Source organism: Massilia arenae (genome assembly GCF_008014745.1).
Classification (GTDB): Bacteria; Pseudomonadota; Gammaproteobacteria; order Burkholderiales; family Burkholderiaceae_D; genus Telluria; species Telluria arenae.
Map to the genome: position 1 here is coordinate 163,659 of NZ_VPFD01000015.1, position 22,519 is coordinate 186,177.

Consider the following 22,519-nt stretch of genomic DNA (forward strand, 5'->3'; position numbering starts at 1 on the left):
GACCGCGCCAGTGGCGCCGCCACAGATCGGTCATTTCTGCGCCAGGATCCACTTGGCCAGTGTCTGCGCTTCCGCATCGCTGACCTGCGGATTGGCTGGCATCGGGATCGGGCCCCAAGTGCCGCTGCTGCCCTTCTGGATCTTCAGCGCCAGGCGCGCCTCGGCGCCGGAGTCCTTCGCGTACTTGGTCGCGACATCCTTGTAGGACGGGCCGACCAGTTTGGAGGCGACGGTGTGGCAGGCCATGCAGGCCTTGGCCTTGGCCAGGTCGGCGCTGGCGTGGGCTGCGGGCATCGCGGCGGCGGCGGCGAAGGTCGCGGCCAGGATCATGGTGTTCTTCATAGGTGCTCCTGTAAGGACTGTAGTGACAATGGGGCGCTGTGCAGAGGGACCGACCGCCTCGTCCCTCACGCACCCGGCATGATAGCCGACAATGCCGCGCGATTGCGACCCCATCACGTGAGGATCGCCAGTTGCGGCAAGGGCGTATGGACGATGATCGCGGCCGCTCCACACGCGACCAGCATGACCGCCGCGGCCATCAGTGCGATGCGCAGGTATTCACTCGGACGCATGGCGGCCTCCAGCCAAGGTGAGTGCGAGGCCGTCACGCCGGCTGCGGCGCAGCCAGCCTGCGCGCACCGCGCCGATCCCCTTCCAGCGCCGGGGCGCTTGTGGCTGGAGCCAGGCGGAAGGCCGCGACCAGGCGCCCGAGGCCGACCGCCTGCCGCTCCAGTTCCGCGGTCGAGGCCAGCGAGTGGCCGGCCAGCTCGGCGTCATGGCGCGTGGCCTCGTCGATCGACACCAGCGAGCGGCTCAGTTGCTCGACGCCGGCGCTCTGCTCGCGCGACGCGGCGCTGATCTCGGCCATGATGGCCGCCACCTGGCCGGCGCCGGCCGCGACCTCCTTGACCGCCGCGCCGGCGTCGCCCGCCACCCGGGCCCCGGCCTGCACCCGCGCCAGCGCTTCCTCGATCAATTGGCGGATCTCGCGCGCCGAAGCGGCGCTGCGGTTGGCCAGGTGGCGCACCTCACCGGCCACCACGGCGAAACCACGCCCGCTCTCGCCGGCGCGCGCCGCCTCGACCGCCGCGTTCAGCGACAGAAGATTGGTCTGGAACGCGATCTCGTCGATCACGGCCACGATGCCCGACATGCGCTGTGCCGATTCGCTGATGCTGTCCATGGTCGCGCCCACTTCCGCCATCGCGCCGGCGCCGTCGACCGCGGCGCGCGCGCCGCTGGCAGCCAGCTCGCTGGCGCGCAGCGCATTGGCCGCGTTGTTGGCGACCGTGGCGCTCATCTCTTCCATCGTGGCCGCGGTTTCCTCCAGCGTCGCCGCCTGGGTGCTGGCGCGCTGGGCCAGCTCGCGGCTGCCCGCCACGATGTCGCCCGCCACCCGCTCGACGTGCACCGCGCCGGCACGGATCTGGCGCACCATGTCCTCCAGCCGCGCATGCATGCGGGCCAGTGCCACCAGCAGCTGGCCCGTCTCGTCGTTGCCGCGGGCGACGATCTCGCCGTCGAGCCGGCCCTGGGCCACGCGTCCGGCGATCGCCACCGCTTCTTGCAGCGGCGCCGCGATCTGGCGCGCGATCCAGTACGCCAGCAGGCCGCCGACGATCACCGCGCCCACCAGCAGAGCGACGATCCTCGCGTGGGCCTGGCGATAGACCGTCTCGGCCCGCGCTGCGGCGGCCGCGCTGCCCGCCTCGTCGAGGTCGACCAGCCGGTTCACCAGGTCGGTACTGCGGAAGTTATGGCGCCGCGATTCTCCCCTCAGCAGCGTGCGCGCCGCGGCCTTGTCGCCGGCCCGCGACAGCGCCGCCACCTGGCCCACCGCGTCCTGGTAGGCGTTCAGCGACGCCTCGAATTGGGCCAGCGTGTCGCGCTCCGCGCCGGGGAGCGCCAGGCCGCGGTAGGTGTCGAGCTGCGAGCGCAGGGTGGCCATCTGGCGCGCCATTTCGGACTCGTAATAGGCATGATCGGCGTCGTCGGCGGACAGCACGTGCTGCACCTCATAGGTGCGGTAACGCAGCAGGGAACCCTTGATCTGCAGGATCCCGCTCACGCTGGGCTGCCATTTGTGCTGCATCTCGCCCACCACCGCGTGCAGCTTGCCCATCTGGGCCACGCCGAAGGCGGCCAGCAATACCATCAGCGCCGCCATCGTGGCGACGGCCAGCATGATCTTGGTGGCGATTTTCAAGTCCTGGAACCATTTCATTATTCATTATCCTTCTCAGGTTGCGGGCCGCGCTCGGGGCCCGGAACGGTGCGTGGGACCGCTCATGAGACTGATGATAGGCAGGCAAGCCCGGCCCCACCATGCGATGTTGGTATCGGCTAGCTATACCTAGGTTTAATGCCGGCCTACTCCCGCCAGCCGGTTACTTGCCATATACTCCAGTTGGTCGAAAGACCAGGACAAGGGATGCGGCAAGCGCCGCCTATAACAAAAGAAAGAGGACATGTTCCAGTCACCGGGTTCGAAGCTGCGCGCCGCCGGGGTGGTGCTGCTCACGCTCGCGATCTTCGCGGTCGACGCCTTCACGGCGCTCGACATCGCCATCGCGGTGCTGTACGTGGTGGTGGTGCTGTGCGCCACCAGCGTCTGGTCGCGCCGCGGCGTGCTGCTCACCGGTGTCGCCTGCGCAGCGCTGACGGTGGGCGCCTTTGCCCTCACCCACCACGGCGTGGTGTCCAGCCCGATGGCGCGCTGCCTGGTCAGCGTCGCCGCGATCGCGATCACCACGGTGCTGGCCCTGGCCGGCATGGCGGCCACCGATGCACTACGCCAGCGCTCGGAGTCGCTGCGCCTGTCCGAGGCCTTCCTCGCCAGCACCCAGCGCATCAGCCGTACCAGCAGCTTCCGCTTCCAGGCCCCGGGCGGCGCGATGCACTGGTCGGAAGAAGCCGCGCGCATCTACGGCGTCGGCCTCGAGGTCACGCCCACGCAGGCGCTGGTGCGCGAACGCACCCATCCCGACGACTGGCCGCTGCTGGACGACGTCATCGCCCAGTCCGACCGCGGCGAGGCGACGATCGAGCTGCGCCACCGCCTGCGCATGCCGGACGGCACGGTCAAGCACGTGCACATGATCGCGCGCCTGGCGGCGGTCCACGACGGCCAGTTCGAATACCTGGGCGCGCTGATGGACGTCAGCGCCGCCCACGAGGCGGCCGAGACGCTGCACCGCACCCAGGCCGAGCTGGCGCACGCGACCCGCGTCACCACCCTGGGCGAGCTGGCGGCCTCGATCGCGCACGAAGTCAACCAGCCGCTGGCGGCGGTGTCCACCAACGGCAACGCCTGCCTGCGCTGGCTGAACCGTCCCGAGCCCGACCTGCTCGAAGCGCGCCTGGCGCTCGACCGGATCCTGGCCGACACCTACCGCGCCAGCGAAGTGATCCAGCGTATCCGCGCGCTGGCGCGCAAGGGCGAGGCCCAGCGCCTGCCGCTCGACGTCAATACCCTGCTGCGCGACACCGCGGCCCTGGTCCAGCGTGAACTGAGCAACCACCGCATCGTGCTCGAGCTGAACCTGGCGCCCGGCCTGCCGCCGGTCGCAGGGGACGCGGTCCAGCTGCAGCAGGTGGTCATCAACCTCCTGATGAACGCGATGCAGGCGATCGACGGCGCGGCGCCGGAGTGGCTGCGGCGCCAGCAACGCATCGTGTTGTCCACGCGCCTGGACGGCGATCAGGTCGAGATCGAGGTGGCCGACAGCGGTCCGGGCCTGAGCGAGCTGCAGGCCGGCCGCCTGTTCGAGGCCTTCTATACCACCAAGGCCGACGGCATGGGCATGGGCCTGGCGATCTGCCGCTCGATCGTCGAGGCGCACGGCGGCAGCATCCGCGCCATGGTGCATGCCGGACCGGGGGCGACCCTGGCGTTCACGCTGCCGTGCGCCGCAGTGAAGGTGGAGGATACGTCGAACGCCGTGACGGGAGCCCCGGCATGAGTGCAGACCTGAATGCGGAAAAAAGCGCGCCGACGGTCTTCATCGTCGACGACGACGCCCCGCTGCGCGCCGCGCTCGCGAGCCTGCTCGGCTCCTGCGGCTTCCAGGCCGTGGCCTGCGCCTCGGGCGCCGAATTCCTGGCCAGCGCGCTGCCCGACGGACCCTGCTGCCTGCTGCTCGACGTGCGCCTGCAGGGCGCCAGCGGACTCGATTTCCAGGCCGAGCCGGGGCGGCGCCGGATCGACCTGCCGATCGTGTTCATGACCGGCCACGGCGACATCCCGATGACGGTGCGCGCGATGAAGGCCGGCGCGGTCGACTTCCTGGCCAAGCCGTTCCGCGAGCAAGACCTGCTCGACGCGGTGGCGGCGGCGCTGGCGCGCGACGGCGAGCGGCGCGCCAGCGCACGCGCGGCCGACGAACTGGCGGCGCGCTATGCCGGCCTCACGCCGCGCGAACGCGAGATCATGGGCCTGGCCGCGAGCGGGCTGATGAACAAGCAGATCGCCGGCCAGGTGGGCACCAGCGAAATCACGGTCAAGATCCACCGCGCGAACGCGATGCGCAAGATGCAGGCCAAGACCTTCGCCGACCTGGTGCGCATGGCCGAGGCGCTGGGCCTGGACGTGGCGCAAGCGCGACCCGGATCCTATACCCGGGTATGATGTCGCGTGGCCGGGAATGCCGTTATCCTGCTTGCGAGAACAGGATGCCTTTCGCCTCCTGAACCGGAGCGCCCAGTGTCACAGTTAACCATTTCCATCATCGACGACGACGACTCGGTGCGCCAGGCGCTCGGCAGCCTGGTGCGCTCGCTCGGCTTCGCCGCCGCGCTGTTCGGCTCGGCCGAGCAGTTCATCGAGGCCGGCGGCGTCAAGGCCAGCGCGGTGGTCGTCACCGACGTCCAGATGCCCGGCATGAACGGCGTCGACCTGCAGGATCGCCTGCGCCGCGAAGGGCACACCGTGCCCATGATCTTCATTACCGCCTTCCCCGAGGAGGCACTGCGCAAGCGCGCTTTCGCCGCCGGCGCCTGCTGCTTCCTCGGCAAGCCCTTCGACGGCGACATCATGATCCGCTGCATCGAAGCGGCGCTGTCGCCCGACACCCCGATCTATTGAAGCGCGACTCATACCCGACCATACTCAGGTGTGATGGCAGGCAAGGCAAGAGCTCCTTACGATGGCCGGCATGGAGGAACCGAACATGCCCGAGCAATCCCAACTGCGCCTGCCGCGCCGCCGCCTGACCGAATGGATCCTGTTCGCCGCCGGACTCCTGTCGAGCGGGGCGATCCTGGTGTACATGATTCTTACCGAACGCGCCAGCGCGATCGACGGCGACGCCGCGCGCATGCGCGCCCAGGCGCTGGTGATCGACCAGGCGCTGCACCGCCAGCTGGCCGGCGTGCGCTCGGCGCTCGACAGCGCGCGCCAAGCCCTGCAGCCCGGCAGCGCCTGCGACGCCGCCTGCCGCCACACGCTGCTGCAGTCGCTGCGGCGCTCGATGCCCGGGGTGCGCGCCCTGCTCTCGATCGGGCCCGACGGCCGCATCGCGCTGTCCGACGACGACATCGGCGACCACCGCCTGGACGACCGGCGCTACCTGGACGGCCTGCATCACCTGTGCAATGCGCGCACCATGACGGTGTCCGATCCGTTCGAGAACGCGCCCGGTGAATTCAATATCAAGGTGTCGATGTCGCGCGGCCTGGACAACGGCTGCGGCCGCGGCGCGGTCAGCGCGATCCTGAATCCCGACTACTTCGACGCCGTGATGCGCTCGGCCCTGTATGCGCCCGATATGTATATCGCGATCGCCGATGCCGGCGGCCAGCGCCTGCTGTACGTGCCGCCCGATCCGGCCATGATGCGGCGCGGCCTGCCGGACCGCCTGGTCGGCCACCACCAGTCCGGCGGCGAGCCGGTGTCGGTCACGCGCGACCGGCGCGACGACGGCGTCGAGCAACTGGTGGTCCAGCGCAGCATGACGCTGGACGGACTGCAGATCGACCGCGAGCTGGTGATCGCGCTCGGACGCGACGCGTCCGAAGTGACGCGGGCCTGGCGCCGCCTGGCCCTGACCTGCGGCATCGGCGGGGCCGCGTTCTGGCTGACCTGCTGCGCCGGCCTGCTGATGGCGCAGGCCCGGCGCCGCTCCCTGCGCGCGCTCGAGCGGGCCGCGGAACTGGACCGGATCGAGGCCGCCGAGCGGGTCGAGCTGGCCCTGAACGGCGCCAGCCTGGCGCTGTGGGACTGGGACCTGGCAGGCGGCCGCCTGCAGGTCGACGCGCGCGGCTGCGCCATGCTCGGCTACACGATGCCGGAACAGGAACAGGGCCGCATCGACTGGTCCGCGCTGGTACACCCGGAAGACGCCGACGCCTTCCTGGGCGAGCTCGAACGCCACCAGGCCGGGCTGACCCCGAGCTTCGAGGCCGAGTTCCGCATGCGCCACCGCGCCGGCCACTGGATCTGGATCCAGTCGCGCGGCAAGGTCGTGGCGCGGACCGCCGACGGCGCCGCACTGCGCATGGTCGGCACCCGCACTGACATCAGCGCGCGCCGCCAGGCCGAGGCCGAGATCGCCCACCTGGCCTTCTATGACGGCCTGACCAAGCTGCCGAACCGGCGCCTGCTGATGGACCGCCTGAGCCACGCGCTGGCCAAGGCCGAACGCGCCGGTGAATTCGGCGCGGTGCTGTTCGTCGACCTGGACAACTTCAAGACCCTGAACGACACCCTGGGCCACGACATGGGCGACCGCCTGCTCGAGATGGTGGCGTTTCGCCTGCAGCTGGTCACGCGCGAAGCCGACACCGTGGCGCGCCTGGGCGGCGACGAATTCGTGGTGCTGCTCGAAGACCTGGGCAAATCGGCGGTCACCGCCTCGGCCACCGCCGAGATCGTGGCGCAAAAGGTCCTCGACACCCTGAGCATGCCCTACCAGCTCGACGGCCACGAGCTGCGCAGCACACCGAGCATCGGCGTGGTGCTGTTCGGCGACGTCCACCATACGATCGGCGACCTGCTGCGCCAGGCCGATATGGCGATGTACGAGGCCAAGGCCGCCGGCCGCGCCACCTTCCGCTTCTTCGATCCCGGCATGCAGGCGGCGGTCGATGCCGCCACCCGGCTGGAAGCCGACCTGCGCCAGGCGCTGGCGGCGCGCCAGTTCGCGCTCCACTACCAGCCGGTGGTCGACGCCGACGGCAGCCTGGTCGGGGTCGAGGCCCTGATCCGCTGGCACCATCCGCAGCATGGCCTGGTCTCGCCAGCCGCCTTCATCGGCCAGGCCGAAAAGGCGGGCCTGATCGTCGCCATCGGCGACTGGGTGCTCGAAGAAGCCTGCGCCCAGCTCGCGGCCTGGGCCGCGCACCCCGCGGCGGCCCGCCTGTCGGTCGCGGTCAACGTCAGCGCCGGCCAGTTCCACGGCAGCGGCTTCGTCGACCGGGTGCGCGCCATCCTCGAACGCAGCGGCGCCGATCCGCGCCTGCTCAAGTTCGAGCTCACCGAAAGCATGCTGTTGCACGACGCCGAGGACATGGCCGGGCGGATCGGCGCCCTGCGCGCCTGCGGCATCGGCTTCGCGCTGGACGACTTCGGCACCGGATATTCCTCACTCAACTACCTGCGCCGCCTGCCGCTCGACCAGCTCAAGATCGACCAGTCCTTCGTGCGCGACATGCTGGCCAGTCCCAGCGCCGCCGGCATCGTGCAAGCCATCGTGCACCTGGCCGACAGCCTGGGGCTGGACCTGGTGGCCGAAGGCGTCGAAAGCGCCGAACAATGGCGCCACCTGCGCGACCTCGGTTGCGAGCGCTTCCAGGGCTTCCTGTTCGCGGCGCCCATGCCGGCAGCCGAACTGATGCATCGCTACCACCTCGGGGCCGCCGTCCGCGCGGCCTGATCCCCGTCCTCGCCTTGTTCCCGGCCGTTTGGCCGGGGCGTTTCGTCTCATTCTTGCTACCTAGTCACAAATAGGAATAGGAATGATTCGTATTTGTGTCTAGAATGTTGCCGGTTAGACCTCTTTACATAAATTTACAGCTGTAATTACAGCCCTCAAAACAACAACGGAACCGAGATGCCCACACCTACTTTCCACGCGCCGCTGCTGCGCCGCACCCTGCTCAGCCTCGCCATCGGCGCCCTGCCCTTCGCCGCCCACGCCAACGTCGGCGGCGCTGCCGCACCGGCCGACATGGCGACCGTCGTCATCTCGGCCTCGGGCTTCGAGCAGACCATCCGCGAAGCGCCGGCCTCGATCACCGTGCTGACCCGCGAACAGCTCGAGAAGGAACGCTTCGGCAACCTGGCCCAGGCCCTGGAAAGCGTGGAAGGCATCGACGTCGCCGCCGCCGGCGACAAGACCGGAGGCATGAACATCAGCGTGCGCGGCATGCCGAGCGACTACACCCTGATCCTGATCGACGGCCGGCGTCAGAACGCGGCCGGCAACGTGACGCCGAACGGCTTCGGCGGCACCTCGACCAGCTTCATGCCGCCGGTGAGCGCCATCGAGCGCATCGAGGTCATCCGCGGCCCGATGTCGACCCTGTACGGTTCGGACGCGATGGGTGGCGTGATCAACATCATCACACGCAAGGTCGGCAAGCAATGGGGCGGCACGGTGTCGGCCGACTACACCCTGCAAGAGGAATCGCGCTTCGGCGACGTCAAGGGCGCCAAGTTCTACCTGAACGGTCCGATCGCCACCGACGTGCTGGGCCTGGCGCTGCGCGGCAGCGTCCTGCGCCGCAATGAAGCGACCATCAGCTACGACAACCAGAACGGCGAAGTGAACCTGAACATGGGTTCCAACCCTGTCAAGGCCAAGGTCGACAACGTCGGCGCGCGCCTGGCCTTCACGCCCAACCGCTACCACGAGTTCACCCTGGACGCGGACCGCACCCGCCAGACTTACGACAACTCGCGCGGCCAGGTCGGCACCCAGAGCGTGCAAGGCGGCTATGCCCCGGAACAGAAATACAACCGCGACCAGGCCACCCTGGCCTACAAGGCGCGCCTGCCATTCGGCACCTGGGACAGCAGCTATATGGTCAACAAGACCGAAACCATCGGTCGCACCATCCCACCCGGCACGCCGGGCATGGTCGCCGGTAACGCGCGCGTGCTGGAAGTGGAAAGCAAGGTGTTCGACACCAAGCTGCTGGTCCCATGGGGCAACCACCTGACCACCATCGGCGCCCAGCACTGGGATGCCGAGATGATCGACGGCGTGGCGCCCGAAGCATTCGCTTTCACCCAAAAAGCGCTGTTCCTCGAAGACGAATGGCGCTTCCACGAGCGCCTGGCCCTGACCCTCGGCGCGCGCTACGACGACCACAGCATCTTCGGCGGCCAGACCAGCCCGCGCGCCTACCTGGTGTGGACGACGTCGCCGCGCTGGACCTTCAAGGGCGGCATCAGCAAGGGCTATAAAACCCCGCGCGTCGAGCAGCTCTCGCCCGGCATCAACGGCTTCGGCGGCCAGGGCACGATCCCCCTGGTCGGCAGCCCGAACCTGAAACCCGAAACCAGCGTGACCACCGAACTGGGCGCCTACTTCGACAACGGCGCCGGCTGGACCGCCAACGCGACCGTGTTCAACAACGAATTCGAGGACAAGATCACCAGCGGCACCGGCCTCTTGAACTGCTCCTACCGCCTGGGACCCAACCGCCCGGGTTGCGTCAGCTTCGGCAACTGGCCGAACGTCGATGCTTTCGGCCAGTCGATCAACGTCGACGAGGCGGTGACCCGCGGCCTGGAGCTGGCGACACGCTTCCCGATCGCCGCCGGCTGGGCCGCGAGCGCGAACTACACGTATACCGAGAGCGAGCAGAAAAGCGGCGCCAGCGCCGGCAAGCCGCTGTCCGACACGCCCGAGCACTCGCTCAATGCGCGCCTGACCTGGGACATCTCGCCGCAGTGGAACACGTGGCTGCGCGCCGAATACCGCAGCGAGCGCTATCGCGACCCGGGCACCTCGGCCGCCACCCGCGCCGCCAAGGCGACGCTGGGCGACTACAAGGCCTACGGCATGCTGCACCTGGGCACCGCCTACCAGCTCAGCCCGACCATCTCGATCAATGCCGCCGTCTACAACCTGCTCAACAAGGACTTCGTCGACTACCGTCCTTACCAGTCGTCGCCGACGGCGGCGCCGACCTATAGCAGCGTGTACGTCAACAATATGGATGGCCGTCGTCTGTGGGTGTCGATGAACGTCGACTTCTGACCAATCCGGTCAGCGCTTCTTCTTGCCTGGCTTTGGGCAGGGAAAGCGCCGGCGCAGCTCAGCCAGCACCAGCGGCGCCGCGTTCTCTTTGAGTTCGGCCGGCTTGCGCGTCGCCTTCAGGCGGCGCACCACGGCCAGGTTCAGTTCTTGCGGCAGCACTGGCCTCGCCAGGCACCATTCGCGGCCATGGCCGGCATCCTTGATGCCGTTCAGGTAAGCGTCCACCTTTTCGCGGTTGATGTAGTCGAGCTGGGTCTTCGGCTCCCTGAGCCGATGCTCGACCACTTCCTGGCCGGTCATCGCATTGAACGGATACACATAGGGAATCGCGGCCAGCGCGCCGGCTGGCATGCAGGCCACGAGCGCTATCCAGGCGCCGGCTTTCATGGAGTCTCCTGTGGAGCAATCAGCGCCCCATGGTGCGGCGGCGTCCCCTGGCGCCGCTCGCGGCCCCTCAATCGTGCGCCAGCCGCAGGTCCGGGTCGGCGTCGAACACCCCGGCCAGCCAGTCGGCAAAGGCGCGCAGGCGCGGATTGGCGATGCCGCCCTGCGGATACAGCAGCGACACCGGCATCGGCGTCGGGCACACGCCCGGCAACACCTCCACCAACCGCCCCGCCTGGCCACGCAGCTGGTAGCGCGCCAGCTGGGTCAATCCCAAGCCCTGCAGCGCGAGAATCAGGTTGGCGTCGGCGTCGTTGACCGAGACACTGCCTTTCACGGCAACCTTGCGCACCCCATCCGCCTCCTGCAACTCCCAGTCGAAGGCGCGCCCGGTGCGGCCCGAGAAATGAACGATGCCGTCGTGCCCCGCCAGCTCGTCGAGCGAGGCCGGCACGCCGCGCCGAACCAGGTAGTCGGGCGCGGCCGCGATCGTGAATTGCATCAGGCCGATGCGGCGCGCCACCAGGCTGGAATCGGGCAGCTCTCCCACCCGCAGCGCGCAGTCGATGCCCTCGCCGGTCAGGTCCACCAGGCGGTCGCCGATGCCGATGCTAAGCTCAATGCCGGGCCAAGCGCGGCGGAATTCGGCGATACGGGGCAGCACGATGGCGCGGCCCAGGGCGCCCGGCAGGTCGATGCGCAACCGTCCCTGCATGCGGCGCCCGTCGACGCCCAGGAAATCGGCTTCCGCCGTCTCGATCGCGGCCAGGATGGCGGCGCATTGTTCATAGTAGCGTTCACCGTCCCGCGTGAGCGACAGGCGGCGCGTGGTGCGCTGCAAGAGCTGGGCGCCCAGGTGGCGCTCGAGGTTCTGCATGGTCGCCGTCAGCGAGGCGCGCGGCAGGTTGAGCGATTCGGCGGCTTTCGTGAAGCTATTGGCCTCGACGATCCGCACGAAGGTCTGCATCGCCTTCACCTTGTCCATGATTGTTCACATTAAATGAATTGTATGTGGGCATTATGCCCTAATTATCTTTGCCTCATGCCTGCCTAGAATGGAACTGTTCAAATAGCCCATCGAGGAGCACGCCATGACAACAAGCACCCAAACATATATATCGAGCGGCATGACGATGCTGCTGGCCGCCGCCGCCGGCATCATCGTCGCCAACCTGTATTACGCCCAGCCGCTGGTCGGCCCGATCGGCGCCGCTCTCGGCATGCGCCCGGCGGCCGCCGGCCTGGTCGTCACCCTCACCCAGATCGGCTATTGCCTGGGCCTGCTGTTCATCGTGCCCCTGGGCGACCTGGTCGAGAACCGGCGCCTGATCGTGAGCGGCCTGGTCGCCACCGGCGCCGCGCTGGCGCTGGCCGCGAATGCCGGCGCGGCCTGGCAGTTCCTGCTGGCCGCCCTGGCCATCGGCCTGGGCGCCGTGGTGGCCCAGGTGCTGGTGCCGTTCGCGGCCCACCTGGCGCCGGAAGCCACGCGCGGCCAGACCGTGGGCAAGGTGGTCAGCGGCCTGCTGCTGGGGATCATGGTGGCGCGTCCGGTGGCCAGCGTGCTGGCCGGCTTCGGTGGCTGGCAAGCCGTGTTCGGGATCGCCGCGGCGCTGGTGCTGCTGCTGGCCGTGGTGCTGCACTTCAAGCTGCCGCAGCGGCGGCCGGCCGCCACCCAGCGCTATGGCGCCCTGATCGCGTCGCTGTGGCCGGTGCTGGCCAACACCGTCGTGCTGCGCCGTCGCGCGCTGTACCACGCCGGCCTGTTCGGCGCCTTCAGCCTGTTCTGGACGGTGGTGCCGCAAGCCCTGGCCGGCCCGGACTTCGGCCTGAGCCAGAACGGCATCGCGCTGTTCGCCCTGGTCGGCATGGCCGGCGCGGTGGCCTCGCCGATCGCCGGTCGACTGGCCGATGCTGGCCATACCCTGGGCGCCACCGCGATCGCGCTGGCAGTCGGTGCGCTCAGTTTCATGCTGCCGCTGTTCGCTCCGCACTCGAAGCCATTGGCGCTCGGCCTGCTGGCCGTGGCGGCCATCGCGCTCGACGCCGCCGTCGCGGCCAACCTGGTGCTGGGCCAGCGCGCGCTGTTCGCCCTCGGCGCCGAGATCCGCAGCCGCCTCAACGGCCTGTACTTCGCCCTGTTCTTCGCCGGCGGCGCGCTCGGCTCGGCCCTCGGTGGCTGGATCTACGCCGAATATGGCTGGCATGCGGCGCTGGTGACCGGCATGCTGCTGCCTGCCCTGGCGCTGCCGGCCTGGTTGTGGGAAGCGGCCGAACACACGGCCAGCCGCCAGCAAGCCTGAAGCGGGGCCTGCATGACCGCCCCGAATGTGCTTAAATCAGGCATCGCAATCACTCCCGGGGCCAGCATGCAAGCCAATGAAACCACCCCGCCGGCCGCGCCGGCGGAACTCGACGAAGCCACCCTCGAATGGGTGCGCAAGGTATTCCAGCACGCCCGCGCCGGCGAGGCCGAGCCGCTCGGCGCGCTGCTGGCCCAGGGCTTGCCGCCCAATCTGCGCAACGAGCGCGGCGACAGTCTCTTGATGCTGGCCTGCTACCACGGCCACCACGATGCCGCACGCGTGCTGCTGGAGCACGGCGCCGATCCGCAACTGATGAACGATGCATCCCAGACGCCGCTGCACGGCGCCGCCTTCAAGGGTGACCTGGCGGTGACGAAACTGCTGCTCGACCACGGCGCCATCGCCGACCATGCGGGACCGGCGGGCAAGACCGCGCTGATGTTCGCCGCCATGTTCAACCGGGTCGAGATCGCCCGCCTGCTGATCGAACGCGGCGCCGACCCGTCACGGCGCGATGCCGACGGCGTCAGCGCCCACGATCTGGCGCAGCGCATGGGCGCAGCCGACACCGCGGCGCTGCTCGCGCCGACGGCCTGAGTCAGCGCCCCGGACGCCGGCGCAGGGTGAGCCAGGCCGCGGCCATGCCAAGGCCCGCGAGCAGCACGCTGGACGGCTCGGGCACCTCGCCCTTCTTCGGCTCGCCGACCAGCAGGCCGGACGAGCCCGAGCAGGCGGGTCGGTCATAGGCGCAGCCGAAGGGCTCGTCGCTGTGCGCGTTCAGCATCGTGAACAGGCTGCCCGCGCTGCCCAGCGTGAAGTGCGAATTGCCGTCGGTGGCGAAGATGGCGCCGCTGAGCAGACCGCCGGGCAGGAAGGTCACGTCCAGCTTGATCTTGTCATAGTAGTGCTGCGGCAGCTGGCGGTAGCCGTAGTCGATGTAGTTGTGCCGGTAATCGCCCGAGAACGGCTCTTCGTACCAGTAACGCAGCGACAGCAGGCTGTCCTGGGGATTCAGGCACGGTCCGTCCAGGTCGCACATATTCGTGAAGTCGAGGTAGAGGCTGCCCTTGGCAACCGCCGCATCGGAGAACACCAGTTCCAGGTTCAGGCCGGGCGGCATCGAATCGGCGGCCTCGACCTGCTGCCAGGAATACGTCACGGCGGCCTGCGCCGGCTGGGCCAGCAGCGCGGCCACGAACAACAACGGGGTAATACGAAACATCGACACGCTCCTCATGGTTACTCACCATGGATGAGCAAGAACCGGGCCTATGAACCTGCCGACGGCAACTCCTTGATTTATCGAACGATTTTTCGAGCATTGTAAATACACTGGCGCCGAGTGTTAAATTTCTCGACAACTCATCCATTCGGACTAGGTCGAAAAGATGTCCCGCCGGGCCTGTTTTTGATGTATTGTGAATGCATCTTAACCAGGAGGTCCGCATGCGCGCCAACCCTGCCACCGATCTGCCTCGCAACTCCCAACCCGGCCTGGCATCCGGCGATGCCCCGCTGTGGCGGCTGGGCTTTCGCCCCTTCTACCTGCTGGCCGCCGCCTTCGCCGCCGCGGCGGTGCCGGCCTGGCTGCTGGCCTATCTGGGCCTGCTGCCGCAAGGGCCGGTGAACCTGCTGTGGCATGTGCACGAGATGGTGTACGGGTTCGCGGTCGCGGTGGTCGCCGGCTTCCTGTTGACGGCGGTGCAGAACTGGACCGGCCTGCCGACGCCGCGTGGCCGCAGCCTGCAGGCCCTGGTGCTGCTGTGGATCGCCGGGCGCTGCGCCGCCCTCGGCGCGCCGCCGCTGCTGTATGCCGTGGTCGACGTGGCCTTCCTGTTCGCGGTGGCGGGCGTGATCCTGCGCCTGCTGCTGCGCGCCGACAACCGCCGCAACCTGCCGATCTGCCTCGTGATTGCCCTGCTGGGGGTGTGCAACCTGGTCTTCCACCTGGCGATGCACGGCGTGCTCGCGGTCTCGCCGCTGGCGCCCGTGCACGGCGCGATCCTGCTGCTGGTACTGCTGGTGGCGGTCATCGGCGGCCGGGTCGGCCCCATGTTCACCCGTAACGGCGCGCCGGGCAGCCGCGCGCGCAGCCTGCCGCGGCTCGACCTGGCCTGCATCGCCTCGATCGCCGTGCTGGCCCTGTGCTGGCTGGCCGGGGCGCCCGGCTGGGCGCTGCTGGCGGCGGGCGTCGCGGCGTCGGCGTTCAATGGCGCGCGCTTCATCCTGTGGGATCCGCTGTCGACGCTGCGTACGCCGCTCCTGTGGTCGTTCCACCTGTCGTATGCGATGCTGGTGGCCGGCCTGCTGGCCCTGGGCCTGGCTGGCGTTGGCGTGGTCTCGGGCAGCGCCGCCCTGCATCTGCTGGCGGCCGGCGCCATGACCGGCATGATCGGCGCCATGATCACCCGCACCGCGCGCGGCCATACCGGCCGCACCCTGCAAGCGGGGCGCCCCGAGGTGGCGATGTTCGCGCTGCTGCCGCTGGCGGTCGCCACGCGCCTGGCCGCCAACCTGTTCGACGGCCCGGCGCGCGGCCACACGCTGGCCCTGTCGGCCGCACTGTGGTCGCTGGCCTTCGTCGTCTACCTGCTGCGCTACGGGCCCTGGCTGGCCAGTCCGCGCCTCGACGGCAAACCAGGATGATGGAGATGAGCGCACGAGACGCCTTACCCCCGGCCCCTGGATCGCCCGGCCCTGGCCGTGCTGGTCGACGTCTTCTACGACCAGGTCAGGCGCGATCCGCTGCTCGGCCCCGTGTTCGCCGGCGTGATCGCGGACGGCGAGTGGGACCACCACAAGGGACGCATGGTGGCGTTCTGGAGTACCGCGATGCTCAAGGCACGCGAATTTCGCGGCAACGTCTTCGGCAAGCACCAGGCCATGCCCCAGCTCACGCCGGCGCACTTCGCGCGCTGGCTGGCCCTGTTCGAGGACACGGCCGGCACGCTGTTCGCGCCGGCCGACGCCGACGCCCTGGTCGACGCGGCGCGCGGCATGGCGCGCGGCCTGCAGATCGGGCTGTTCGGCCGGGCCGCCTGAAGCGGAACTGCCCGTCAGCCAGCCGGCGTATATTTGCGTACCGCCACCGGACGATCGACCAGCGCCGGCAGGTCGGCCACCAGGGCCGCCATGTGCGCACTGGCGTCGTGCAACGCCACCGCCTCGGCATCGCGCCAGTATTCCACCATGATGAACTCGCGCGGGTCGTCGTTCGAACGCTGCAACTCGTACAGGATGCAGCCGGCTTCCTTGCGGGTCTCGCTCGTCATCTCCTGCATGCGCGCCGCGAGCGCGTCTTCCTGGCCTGCCTTTGCGTACAGGGTGGCGATGATGGTCACTTGTGGGTTCATGATATTCCTTCGTAATGGAGGCGCCACGGTCCGAAAATCGCCTGGCGCCGCCCAGCAGTATAGGACGTCCCGCGACCGCCTGCCGGGCGCCCACGATTTCCACCCAGGCATCCGCATCCCCTATAATCGTAGCCGCCCCCCGCCCTGCCCGGGGGCGAGCTACCACCACTACCTAGGATTCCGATGAAAGCCCTGCCTCTTGCCGTATTGCTCCTTGCCTCCGGTTCCGCGCTCGCCAATGACGCTGCCATCCTGAAATGCCGCGCCGTGACCGACGTCGCGGCGCGTGTAGCCTGCTATGACGCGATCCCTGTCGGAGCGGCCAGGCCGGCGGCGGCAGGCGCACCGGTGGCGGCGGCCGCCACCGCCGACGAACACTTCGGGATGGAAGCGGTGAAGCAGCGCGAGGCGCAGCCCAAATCGGTGCAGAGCACCATCGTCGGCAGCTTCGATGGCTGGGGTCCGGGTTCGCAGATCCGCCTGGCCAACGGTCAGGTGTGGCGCGTGATCGACGGCAGCGACGCGGTCCTGGCGCCGCGTAACGACGCCAAGGTCAGCATCGAACGCAATCTGCTGGGCACCATCTTCATGCGCGTGGACGGCACCAACGCCTCGGCCAAGGTGCGCCGCGTCCAGTGATTCATTCCAGCGGGCGCGCCATGTAGACCGCGCCCGCCGGATACGTGAGCAGTCCCGCATCGCTCGTCGCCCGAGGCGCGAAGCCGAAGCCGTTCCAGAAGCGCGTGCTGTCCTGCACCGAGACCAGCGCAGCATTGGACAAACCCAGGCCGCAGCCGAGGTCCAGCAGGTGCTCGACCAGTGCGCGCGCGAGGCCCTGCCCGAGCCCGCGCGGGTCGACCGCCAGGTCGTGCAGGTAAAGGGTGTCGGCATCCTGAGCGACCTCGAACGTTGCCCCCAGGTCGGTCACCCGCCCCAGGCGCGACGGGTAGGCGAACAGGTAGCCGCACACACCGTCGGCATCGCAGGCGGCCAGGCAGGTCGCGGCGGCCGCAATCAACCGCGCTTTCACCACTGCAGCCGGTTCCTGCATCGCCGGCGGATAGCAGGCCGCCTGCACGCGCAGCACGGCATCGAGATCGGCGGGCAGCATCGGGCGGATGGTCATTGGCATGGCGGATCGGGAAAAAGCGTGCATCGTAGCACGCATGACGCACACGCTTGACGGCGCCCGCCTCATCCCTCATTCTATATATTCTGACAACATCGCAACATCGCCTTCCAGCGCGGCCGACCGGGCAGCGCGGGGTACCAGAACTGCCGCCGGCCCACCTGGCCGGTGTCGCGTGAAGGACGGGCACATTGCATCCAGCCCCTAACCGACAGGAATCACTCATGAGCAGCATCGCCCCGGCGTCCACCGGCCGCATCGAATACATCCTCAACGCCAGCTGCCCGGCCGGCACCGGCATCGTCGCCGCCGTGGCGACCTTCCTCGCCGAGCGCGACTGCTATATCTGCGCGCTGGAGCAGTTCGACGACGATTCGACCGCGCGCTTCTTCATGCGCGCCGTGTTTCGCCAGCAAGAACATTCGCCGCCAATCGAGCAAATCCGCAACGAGTTCGCCGAGCTGGTGGCCGGCAGCCTCGACATGCAGTGGAAGATGTTCGACCCGCTCGATCCGGTGCGCACCGTGATCATGGTCTCGAAGACCGACCATTGCCTGGACGACCTGCTGTACCGCCGCCGCAACGGCGAACTGAATATGCAGATCACGGCAGTGGTGTCGAACCACCTCGACCTGCGGCCGATGGTCGAGCGCGAAGGAATCCGTTTCGTGTTCCTGCCGGTCGACAAGGACAACAAGACGCAGCAAGAGGCGCGCCTGTTCGAGATTTTCGAGGAGACCGGTTCCGAGCTGGTGATCCTGGCGCGCTATATGCAGATCCTGTCGGACGAGCTGGCGCGGCGCCTGGCCGGCAAGTGCATCAATATCCACCACTCCTTCCTGCCCGGCTTCAAGGGCGCCAAACCCTATCAACAAGCCTTCGACCGCGGGGTCAAGCTGATCGGCGCGACCGCCCACTACGCCACGCCAGACCTCGACGAAGGCCCGATCATCGAGCAAGTGCTGACCCGGGTCGACCACAACTACCGGGTCGACCAGCTGACCCGTGTCGGGCGCGACAACGAATGCCTGGCGCTGGCGACGGCGGTCAAGTTCCATATCGAGCGCCGCGTCTTTGTCGACGGCAACAAAACGGTGGTATTCCGCGGTCCCTGAGCAAAATTACAACTAAGCTCAGGAATGGGTGCGTCACCTAACCGTGACGCCCCCGCTGCACGGGTAAGGTCATGGCTTCTCATAGAAGGGAATGACCATGGAACTTCACCAGCAGTATCCGGTCCGCCTGCGTATCAACGGGCAAGACCGCGAATTCAACGTCGAGTCCTGGGTGACCTTGCTTGACCTGTTGCGCGAGCGCGCTGGCATGACCGGCACCAAGAAGGGCTGCGACCAGGGACAATGCGGCGCATGCACAGTGCTGGTGGACGGCAAGCGCATCAATTCCTGCCTGACCCTGGCGGTCATGCAAGACGGCAAGGAAATCACCACGGTCGAAGGCCTGGCCAAGGGCGAAGACCTGCACCCGCTCCAGCAAGCCTTCATCGAGTGCGACGCCTTCCAGTGCGGCTACTGTACCCCCGGACAGCTGTGTTCGGCGGTGGGCCTGATGAACGAGGGCCAGGCCCAGTCGCGCGACGACGTGCGCGAGCTCATGAGCGGCAATATCTGCCGCTGCGGCGCCTATCCGCAGATCGCGGACGCCGTGATCCAGGTGATGGACCTGCGCAAGAACCAAAGTGGCGACAAGCCGGCCTTCACGACCGGGGCGGTGCTCGCATGAATCCATTCATCTTCACCCAACCGAAGGACCTCGATGGCGTGCTGGCGGCCTTGAGCGCCGGCGAAGCGCGTCCGATCGCAGGCGGCACCAACCTGCTCGACCTGATGAAGGAAGGCGTGATGCGCCCTTCGCAGCTGGTCGACATCAACGGGCTCAAGGTCGAGGGCCTTGACCTCGATAAAGTCGAGATCGGCGACGACGGCGGCCTGCTGCTGGGCGCCCTCGCCCGCAACGCCGACACGGCCTACGACCCTCTGGTGCGCGAGCGCTATCCGCTGCTGTCGAGCGCGATCCTGGCCGGCGCCTCGCCCCAGTTGCGCAATATGGCGAGCAATGGCGGCAACCTGATGCAGCGCACCCGCTGCGTCTACTTCTATGACGTCGGCACCGCCTGCAACAAGCGCGAACCCGGCACCGGCTGCCCGGCCAAGGACGGCGTCAACCGCCAGCACGCGATCCTGGGTACGAGCGAGAGCTGCATCGCGACCCACCCGTCCGATATGTGCGTGGCCCTGCGCGCGCTCGATGCGACCGTGCACGTCCAGTCCAGCAGCGGCAAGCGGCAGATCCCCTTCGCCGACTTCCACCGCCTGCCGGAAGACCGTCCCGAGATCGACAACACCCTGCAGCCGGGCGAACTGATCACCCACATCACCGTCCCGCAGGCCGACCGCTTCATGGCCCACAGCGCCTACATCAAGGTGCGCGACCGCCTGTCCTATGCTTTTGCCCTCGTTTCGGTGGCGGCGGCGCTCGACCTCGATGCCGGCGGCACGATCAAGGCCGCGCGCATCGCGCTCGGCGGCGTAGCCCATAAACCGTGGCGGGTCGAAGCGGCTGAAGCCCAATTGGTGGGCAAGGCGGCGGGCGAACAGGCCTTCGCCGCCGCGGCCGACGTCATCCTGCAAGGCGCGCGCGGCTACGGCCACAACGACTTCAAGCTGACGCTGGCGAAGAACGCCATCGTCCAGGCCTTGACCAGCGCCGCCCGCGGCACCGATATCGCCAGCGGAAGCGGCCGCAATCCAGAGGGAGACCGAGCATGACCGACCTGATTCCAGAATTGCGCGCCCCGAGCGCGCCGGCCGGCACCGGCCGCGTCAAGAGCGGCATGGCCGTCTCGCGCGTCGACGGCCGCGCCAAGGTCACCGGCCAGGCCCAGTACGCGGCCGAAGTGTTCGCCCCCGACCTGTGCTACGGCGTGGTCGTCAGCGGCACCGTGGCCAAGGGCCGCATCACCCGCATCGACACCGTCGACGCCCTCACCGCGCATGGCGTGATTTCAGTGATGACCCACGAGAACCGCCCCAAGATGCGCTCCTTCGACATCGCCTGGAAAGACATGACGGCGCCTGCCGGCTCGCCTTTCCGTCCCCTGTTCTCGGACCAGATCTTCTACAGCGGACAGCCGGTCGCGCTGGTGATCGCCGACACCTTCGAGGCGGCGCGCCACGCTGCCCAGCTGGTGCGGGTGCACTACGACGTCGAAGAACACGAGACCAACCACTTGGAACGCCTCGACGAAGCCTACGAACCGAAAAAGATGAAGGCCGGCTTCACGCCGCCCAGCTCCACCGGCGACGGCGAAAAGGCCTTCGCCAATGCCCCGGTCAAGGTCGACTCGCAGTACTACAACGGGGTCGAACACCATAACCCGATGGAGATGTTCGCCTCCACCGTGATCTACGGCGAGGATGGCCACCTGACCATCTACGACAAGACGCAAAGCTCGCAGAACAGCCGCTGGTACGTCTCGCACGGCTTCGGTATCTCGAAGGACAAGGTCACGGTGCGCAATCCTTATGTGGGCGGCGCCTTCGGTTCCGGCCTGCGTCCGCAATACCAGCTGCCGCTGGCCGTGATGGGCGCGCTGCAGTTGAAGCGCTCGGTGCGCGTGGTGCTCACCCGCCAGCAGATGTTCAGCTTCGGCCACCGCCCCGAGACCTGGCACCGAGTACGCCTCGGCGCCGACCAGGACGGCACGCTCAAGGCGATCTGGCACGAGGCGATCCAGGAGACGTCGCGGCTCGAGGACTACGTGGAAGTGATCGTCAACTGGTCCGGCCAGCTGTATGCCTGCCCCGACGTCAAGCTGGGCTACCAGGTGGTGGCGCATGACCGCTTCACCCCGCTGGACATGCGCGCGCCGGGCGCCGCCCACGGCGTGCACGCGCTCGAAGTGGCGATGGACGAGCTGGCGTATGAACTCAAGATGGACCCGCTGGCCCTGCGCCTGAAGAACTACACCGACGTCGCCCCGATCGAGGACAAGCCGTTCTCGACCAAGGAGCTGCGCGAATGCTACCGCCAGGGCGCCGAGCGCTTCGGCTGGGACAAGCGTCCGCTCGAGCCGCGCGCGATGCGTGACGGCGAAGAGCTGGTGGGCTGGGGCATGGCGACCGGGATCTGGGATGCGATGGTCATGGTGGCGCGCGTGAGCGCCGTGATGCACGCCGATGGGCGCCTGGTGGTCAGCAGCGCGGCGACCGACATCGGCACCGGGACCTATACCGCGATGTCGATCGTGGCCGCCGAACAACTGGGCCTGCCGATGGAAAAAGTGACCTTCCAGCTGGGCGACTCGACCTTGCCGATGGCGCCGATCGAGGGCGGCTCCTCGCATATGGCGACCGTGGGTTCGGGCGTGCACGGCGCCTGCGAGAAGCTCAAGAAGACGCTGCTCAAGATGGCCACCGGGATCAAGGATTCGCCCATCGACGGCGCCCGCATGCGCGACGTCGAATTCGGCGACGGCGCCATCTTCCTCAAGAAGGATCCGGCGCGGCGCGTCGAGATCGCCAGCGTGCTGCGTGAGGAGGGCAAGGACAGCGTCGAGGAGAAGTTCTTCATGACGCCGCAGATGCTCAAGCAGCGCAAGTACGCGCGCGCGGTGCACTCGGCCGTGTTCTGCGAAGTGCGCGTCAACGAAAAGCTGGGCATGGTGCGCGTGACGCGCGTGGTGAGTGCGATCGCGGCCGGGCGCATCATCAGCGCCAAGACCGCGGCCAGCCAGATCAGCGGCGGCGTGGTGTGGGGCATCAGCCAGGCCCTGCATGAAGAAACCCATACCGACGAAAAGTACGGGCGCTTCATGAACCACAACTTCGCCGAATACCACGTGGCGGTGAACGCCGACATCCACGACATCGACGTGATCTTCGTGGAAGAGGACGACCGCATCGTGAGCAAGCAGCTCGGCGCCAAGGGCGTGGGCGAGATCGGGATCGTGGGCGTGGCGGCGGCGGTGTCGAACGCGATCTTTCACGCGACCGGCAAGCGCCTGCGGACTACCCCGATGACTCCGGCCAAGCTGCTGATGGGCGATCGCGAGCTGCCGGTGCCAGCGCCGGTGTAAGCCGGTTCCGCTGGCGATATCCAGACGCCGACGGCCACCGCCGTCGG

General features: G+C 68.3%; 21 protein-coding genes. 14 read left to right on the forward strand and 7 right to left on the reverse strand.

Features of this window, described 5'->3' with window-relative positions:
• Positions 1 to 30: 30 nt before the first annotated feature.
• Together FVD38_RS14645 and FVD38_RS14650 are read right to left on the reverse strand one after the other, a co-directional pair.
• Positions 31 to 342 carry a c-type cytochrome gene (locus FVD38_RS14645; RefSeq protein ID WP_187271599.1) on the reverse strand — a complete coding sequence of 104 codons (312 nt, stop codon included), beginning with the start codon at positions 340 to 342 and terminating at the stop codon, positions 31 to 33.
• Between the two features lie 265 nt (positions 343 to 607).
• A complete protein-coding gene (locus FVD38_RS14650) occupies positions 608 to 2,227 on the reverse strand; it encodes a methyl-accepting chemotaxis protein (RefSeq protein ID WP_147935486.1) in 1,620 nt (539 codons plus the stop codon).
• 244 nt (positions 2,228 to 2,471) lie between these two features.
• Here FVD38_RS14650 and FVD38_RS14655 point away from each other — a divergent pair, with 244 nt between their 5' ends.
• The 5 genes from FVD38_RS14655 (at position 2,472) to FVD38_RS14675 (ending at position 10,208) form a co-directional block, all read left to right on the forward strand.
• Complete coding sequence (locus tag FVD38_RS14655; RefSeq protein ID WP_147935487.1) at positions 2,472 to 3,965, forward strand: ATP-binding protein; 1,494 nt, start codon at positions 2,472 to 2,474, stop codon at positions 3,963 to 3,965.
• Positions 3,962 to 4,630, forward strand: a complete 669-nt coding sequence (locus FVD38_RS14660; RefSeq protein WP_147935488.1) for a response regulator transcription factor — start codon at positions 3,962 to 3,964, stop codon at positions 4,628 to 4,630. The genes FVD38_RS14655 and FVD38_RS14660 overlap by 4 nt, the downstream gene beginning before the upstream one ends.
• 75 nt (positions 4,631 to 4,705) lie before the next feature.
• Complete coding sequence (locus FVD38_RS14665) at positions 4,706 to 5,086, forward strand: response regulator transcription factor (RefSeq protein ID WP_123070480.1); 381 nt, start codon at positions 4,706 to 4,708, stop codon at positions 5,084 to 5,086.
• 85 nt (positions 5,087 to 5,171) lie between these two features.
• Entirely contained in the window at positions 5,172 to 7,874 is a 2,703-nt protein-coding gene (locus FVD38_RS14670; RefSeq protein WP_229493681.1) for a bifunctional diguanylate cyclase/phosphodiesterase, read from the forward strand.
• A gap of 177 nt (positions 7,875 to 8,051) precedes the next feature.
• A complete protein-coding gene (locus tag FVD38_RS14675) occupies positions 8,052 to 10,208 on the forward strand; it encodes a TonB-dependent receptor domain-containing protein (RefSeq protein ID WP_147935490.1) in 2,157 nt (718 codons plus the stop codon).
• 9 nt (positions 10,209 to 10,217) lie between these two features.
• On the opposite strand, the gene FVD38_RS14680 is transcribed toward FVD38_RS14675, so the two are convergent.
• Both FVD38_RS14680 and FVD38_RS14685 read right to left on the reverse strand, forming a co-directional pair.
• Entirely contained in the window at positions 10,218 to 10,595 is a 378-nt protein-coding gene (locus tag FVD38_RS14680) for a Rap1a/Tai family immunity protein (RefSeq protein WP_147935491.1), read from the reverse strand.
• Positions 10,596 to 10,662: 67 nt separating this feature from the next.
• Positions 10,663 to 11,577: a LysR family transcriptional regulator gene (locus tag FVD38_RS14685; protein WP_147935492.1), complete on the reverse strand. Its 915-nt coding sequence runs from the start codon at positions 11,575 to 11,577 to the stop codon at positions 10,663 to 10,665.
• Between the two features lie 106 nt (positions 11,578 to 11,683).
• On the opposite strand from FVD38_RS14685, the gene FVD38_RS14690 reads away from it, so the two are divergent.
• Positions 11,684 to 12,892 (forward strand): MFS transporter, encoded by a 1,209-nt coding sequence (locus FVD38_RS14690; RefSeq protein WP_147935493.1) that lies wholly within the window; start codon positions 11,684 to 11,686, stop codon positions 12,890 to 12,892.
• Between the two features lie 66 nt (positions 12,893 to 12,958).
• A complete protein-coding gene (locus FVD38_RS14695; RefSeq protein WP_147935494.1) occupies positions 12,959 to 13,492 on the forward strand; it encodes an ankyrin repeat domain-containing protein in 534 nt (177 codons plus the stop codon).
• 1 nt (position 13,493) lies between these two features.
• On the opposite strand, the gene FVD38_RS14700 is transcribed toward FVD38_RS14695, so the two are convergent.
• A complete protein-coding gene (locus tag FVD38_RS14700) occupies positions 13,494 to 14,117 on the reverse strand; it encodes a PEP-CTERM sorting domain-containing protein (protein ID WP_147935495.1) in 624 nt (207 codons plus the stop codon).
• Between the two features lie 224 nt (positions 14,118 to 14,341).
• Between FVD38_RS14700 and FVD38_RS14705 the strand changes: the two genes are divergently transcribed.
• Positions 14,342 to 15,541 (forward strand): NnrS family protein, encoded by a 1,200-nt coding sequence (locus FVD38_RS14705; protein ID WP_147935496.1) that lies wholly within the window; start codon positions 14,342 to 14,344, stop codon positions 15,539 to 15,541.
• A 57-nt stretch (positions 15,542 to 15,598) separates the two neighbouring features.
• Positions 15,599 to 15,937, forward strand: coding sequence for a group III truncated hemoglobin (locus FVD38_RS14710; RefSeq protein ID WP_229493683.1), 339 nt, complete (start codon positions 15,599 to 15,601; stop codon positions 15,935 to 15,937).
• 14 nt (positions 15,938 to 15,951) lie between these two features.
• Here FVD38_RS14710 and FVD38_RS14715 read toward each other — a convergent pair whose 3' ends face one another.
• Entirely contained in the window at positions 15,952 to 16,248 is a 297-nt protein-coding gene (locus FVD38_RS14715) for a putative quinol monooxygenase (RefSeq protein ID WP_187271600.1), read from the reverse strand.
• A gap of 183 nt (positions 16,249 to 16,431) precedes the next feature.
• On the opposite strand from FVD38_RS14715, the gene FVD38_RS14720 reads away from it, so the two are divergent.
• A complete protein-coding gene (locus tag FVD38_RS14720) occupies positions 16,432 to 16,887 on the forward strand; it encodes a hypothetical protein (protein WP_147935499.1) in 456 nt (151 codons plus the stop codon).
• Between the two features lies 1 nt (position 16,888).
• Here FVD38_RS14720 and FVD38_RS14725 read toward each other — a convergent pair whose 3' ends face one another.
• Positions 16,889 to 17,380: a GNAT family N-acetyltransferase gene (locus tag FVD38_RS14725; protein WP_187271601.1), complete on the reverse strand. Its 492-nt coding sequence runs from the start codon at positions 17,378 to 17,380 to the stop codon at positions 16,889 to 16,891.
• A gap of 221 nt (positions 17,381 to 17,601) precedes the next feature.
• Here FVD38_RS14725 and purU point away from each other — a divergent pair, with 221 nt between their 5' ends.
• The 4 genes from purU to FVD38_RS14745 all read left to right on the forward strand — a co-directional run bounded on the left by purU (position 17,602) and on the right by FVD38_RS14745 (position 22,472).
• The gene (gene purU, locus FVD38_RS14730; protein WP_147935501.1) at positions 17,602 to 18,492 is read left to right on the forward strand and encodes a formyltetrahydrofolate deformylase; all 891 of its coding nucleotides are present in this window, start codon (positions 17,602 to 17,604) and stop codon (positions 18,490 to 18,492) included.
• A gap of 97 nt (positions 18,493 to 18,589) precedes the next feature.
• Complete coding sequence (locus FVD38_RS14735; RefSeq protein ID WP_147935502.1) at positions 18,590 to 19,117, forward strand: (2Fe-2S)-binding protein; 528 nt, start codon at positions 18,590 to 18,592, stop codon at positions 19,115 to 19,117.
• Positions 19,114 to 20,163 carry an FAD binding domain-containing protein gene (locus FVD38_RS14740; protein WP_147935503.1) on the forward strand — a complete coding sequence of 350 codons (1,050 nt, stop codon included), beginning with the start codon at positions 19,114 to 19,116 and terminating at the stop codon, positions 20,161 to 20,163. Before FVD38_RS14735 ends, FVD38_RS14740 begins: the two co-directional genes overlap by 4 nt.
• Positions 20,160 to 22,472, forward strand: a complete 2,313-nt coding sequence (locus FVD38_RS14745; protein WP_147935504.1) for a xanthine dehydrogenase family protein molybdopterin-binding subunit — start codon at positions 20,160 to 20,162, stop codon at positions 22,470 to 22,472. The genes FVD38_RS14740 and FVD38_RS14745 overlap by 4 nt, the downstream gene beginning before the upstream one ends.
• The last annotated feature ends 47 nt before the right edge of the window (positions 22,473 to 22,519 follow it).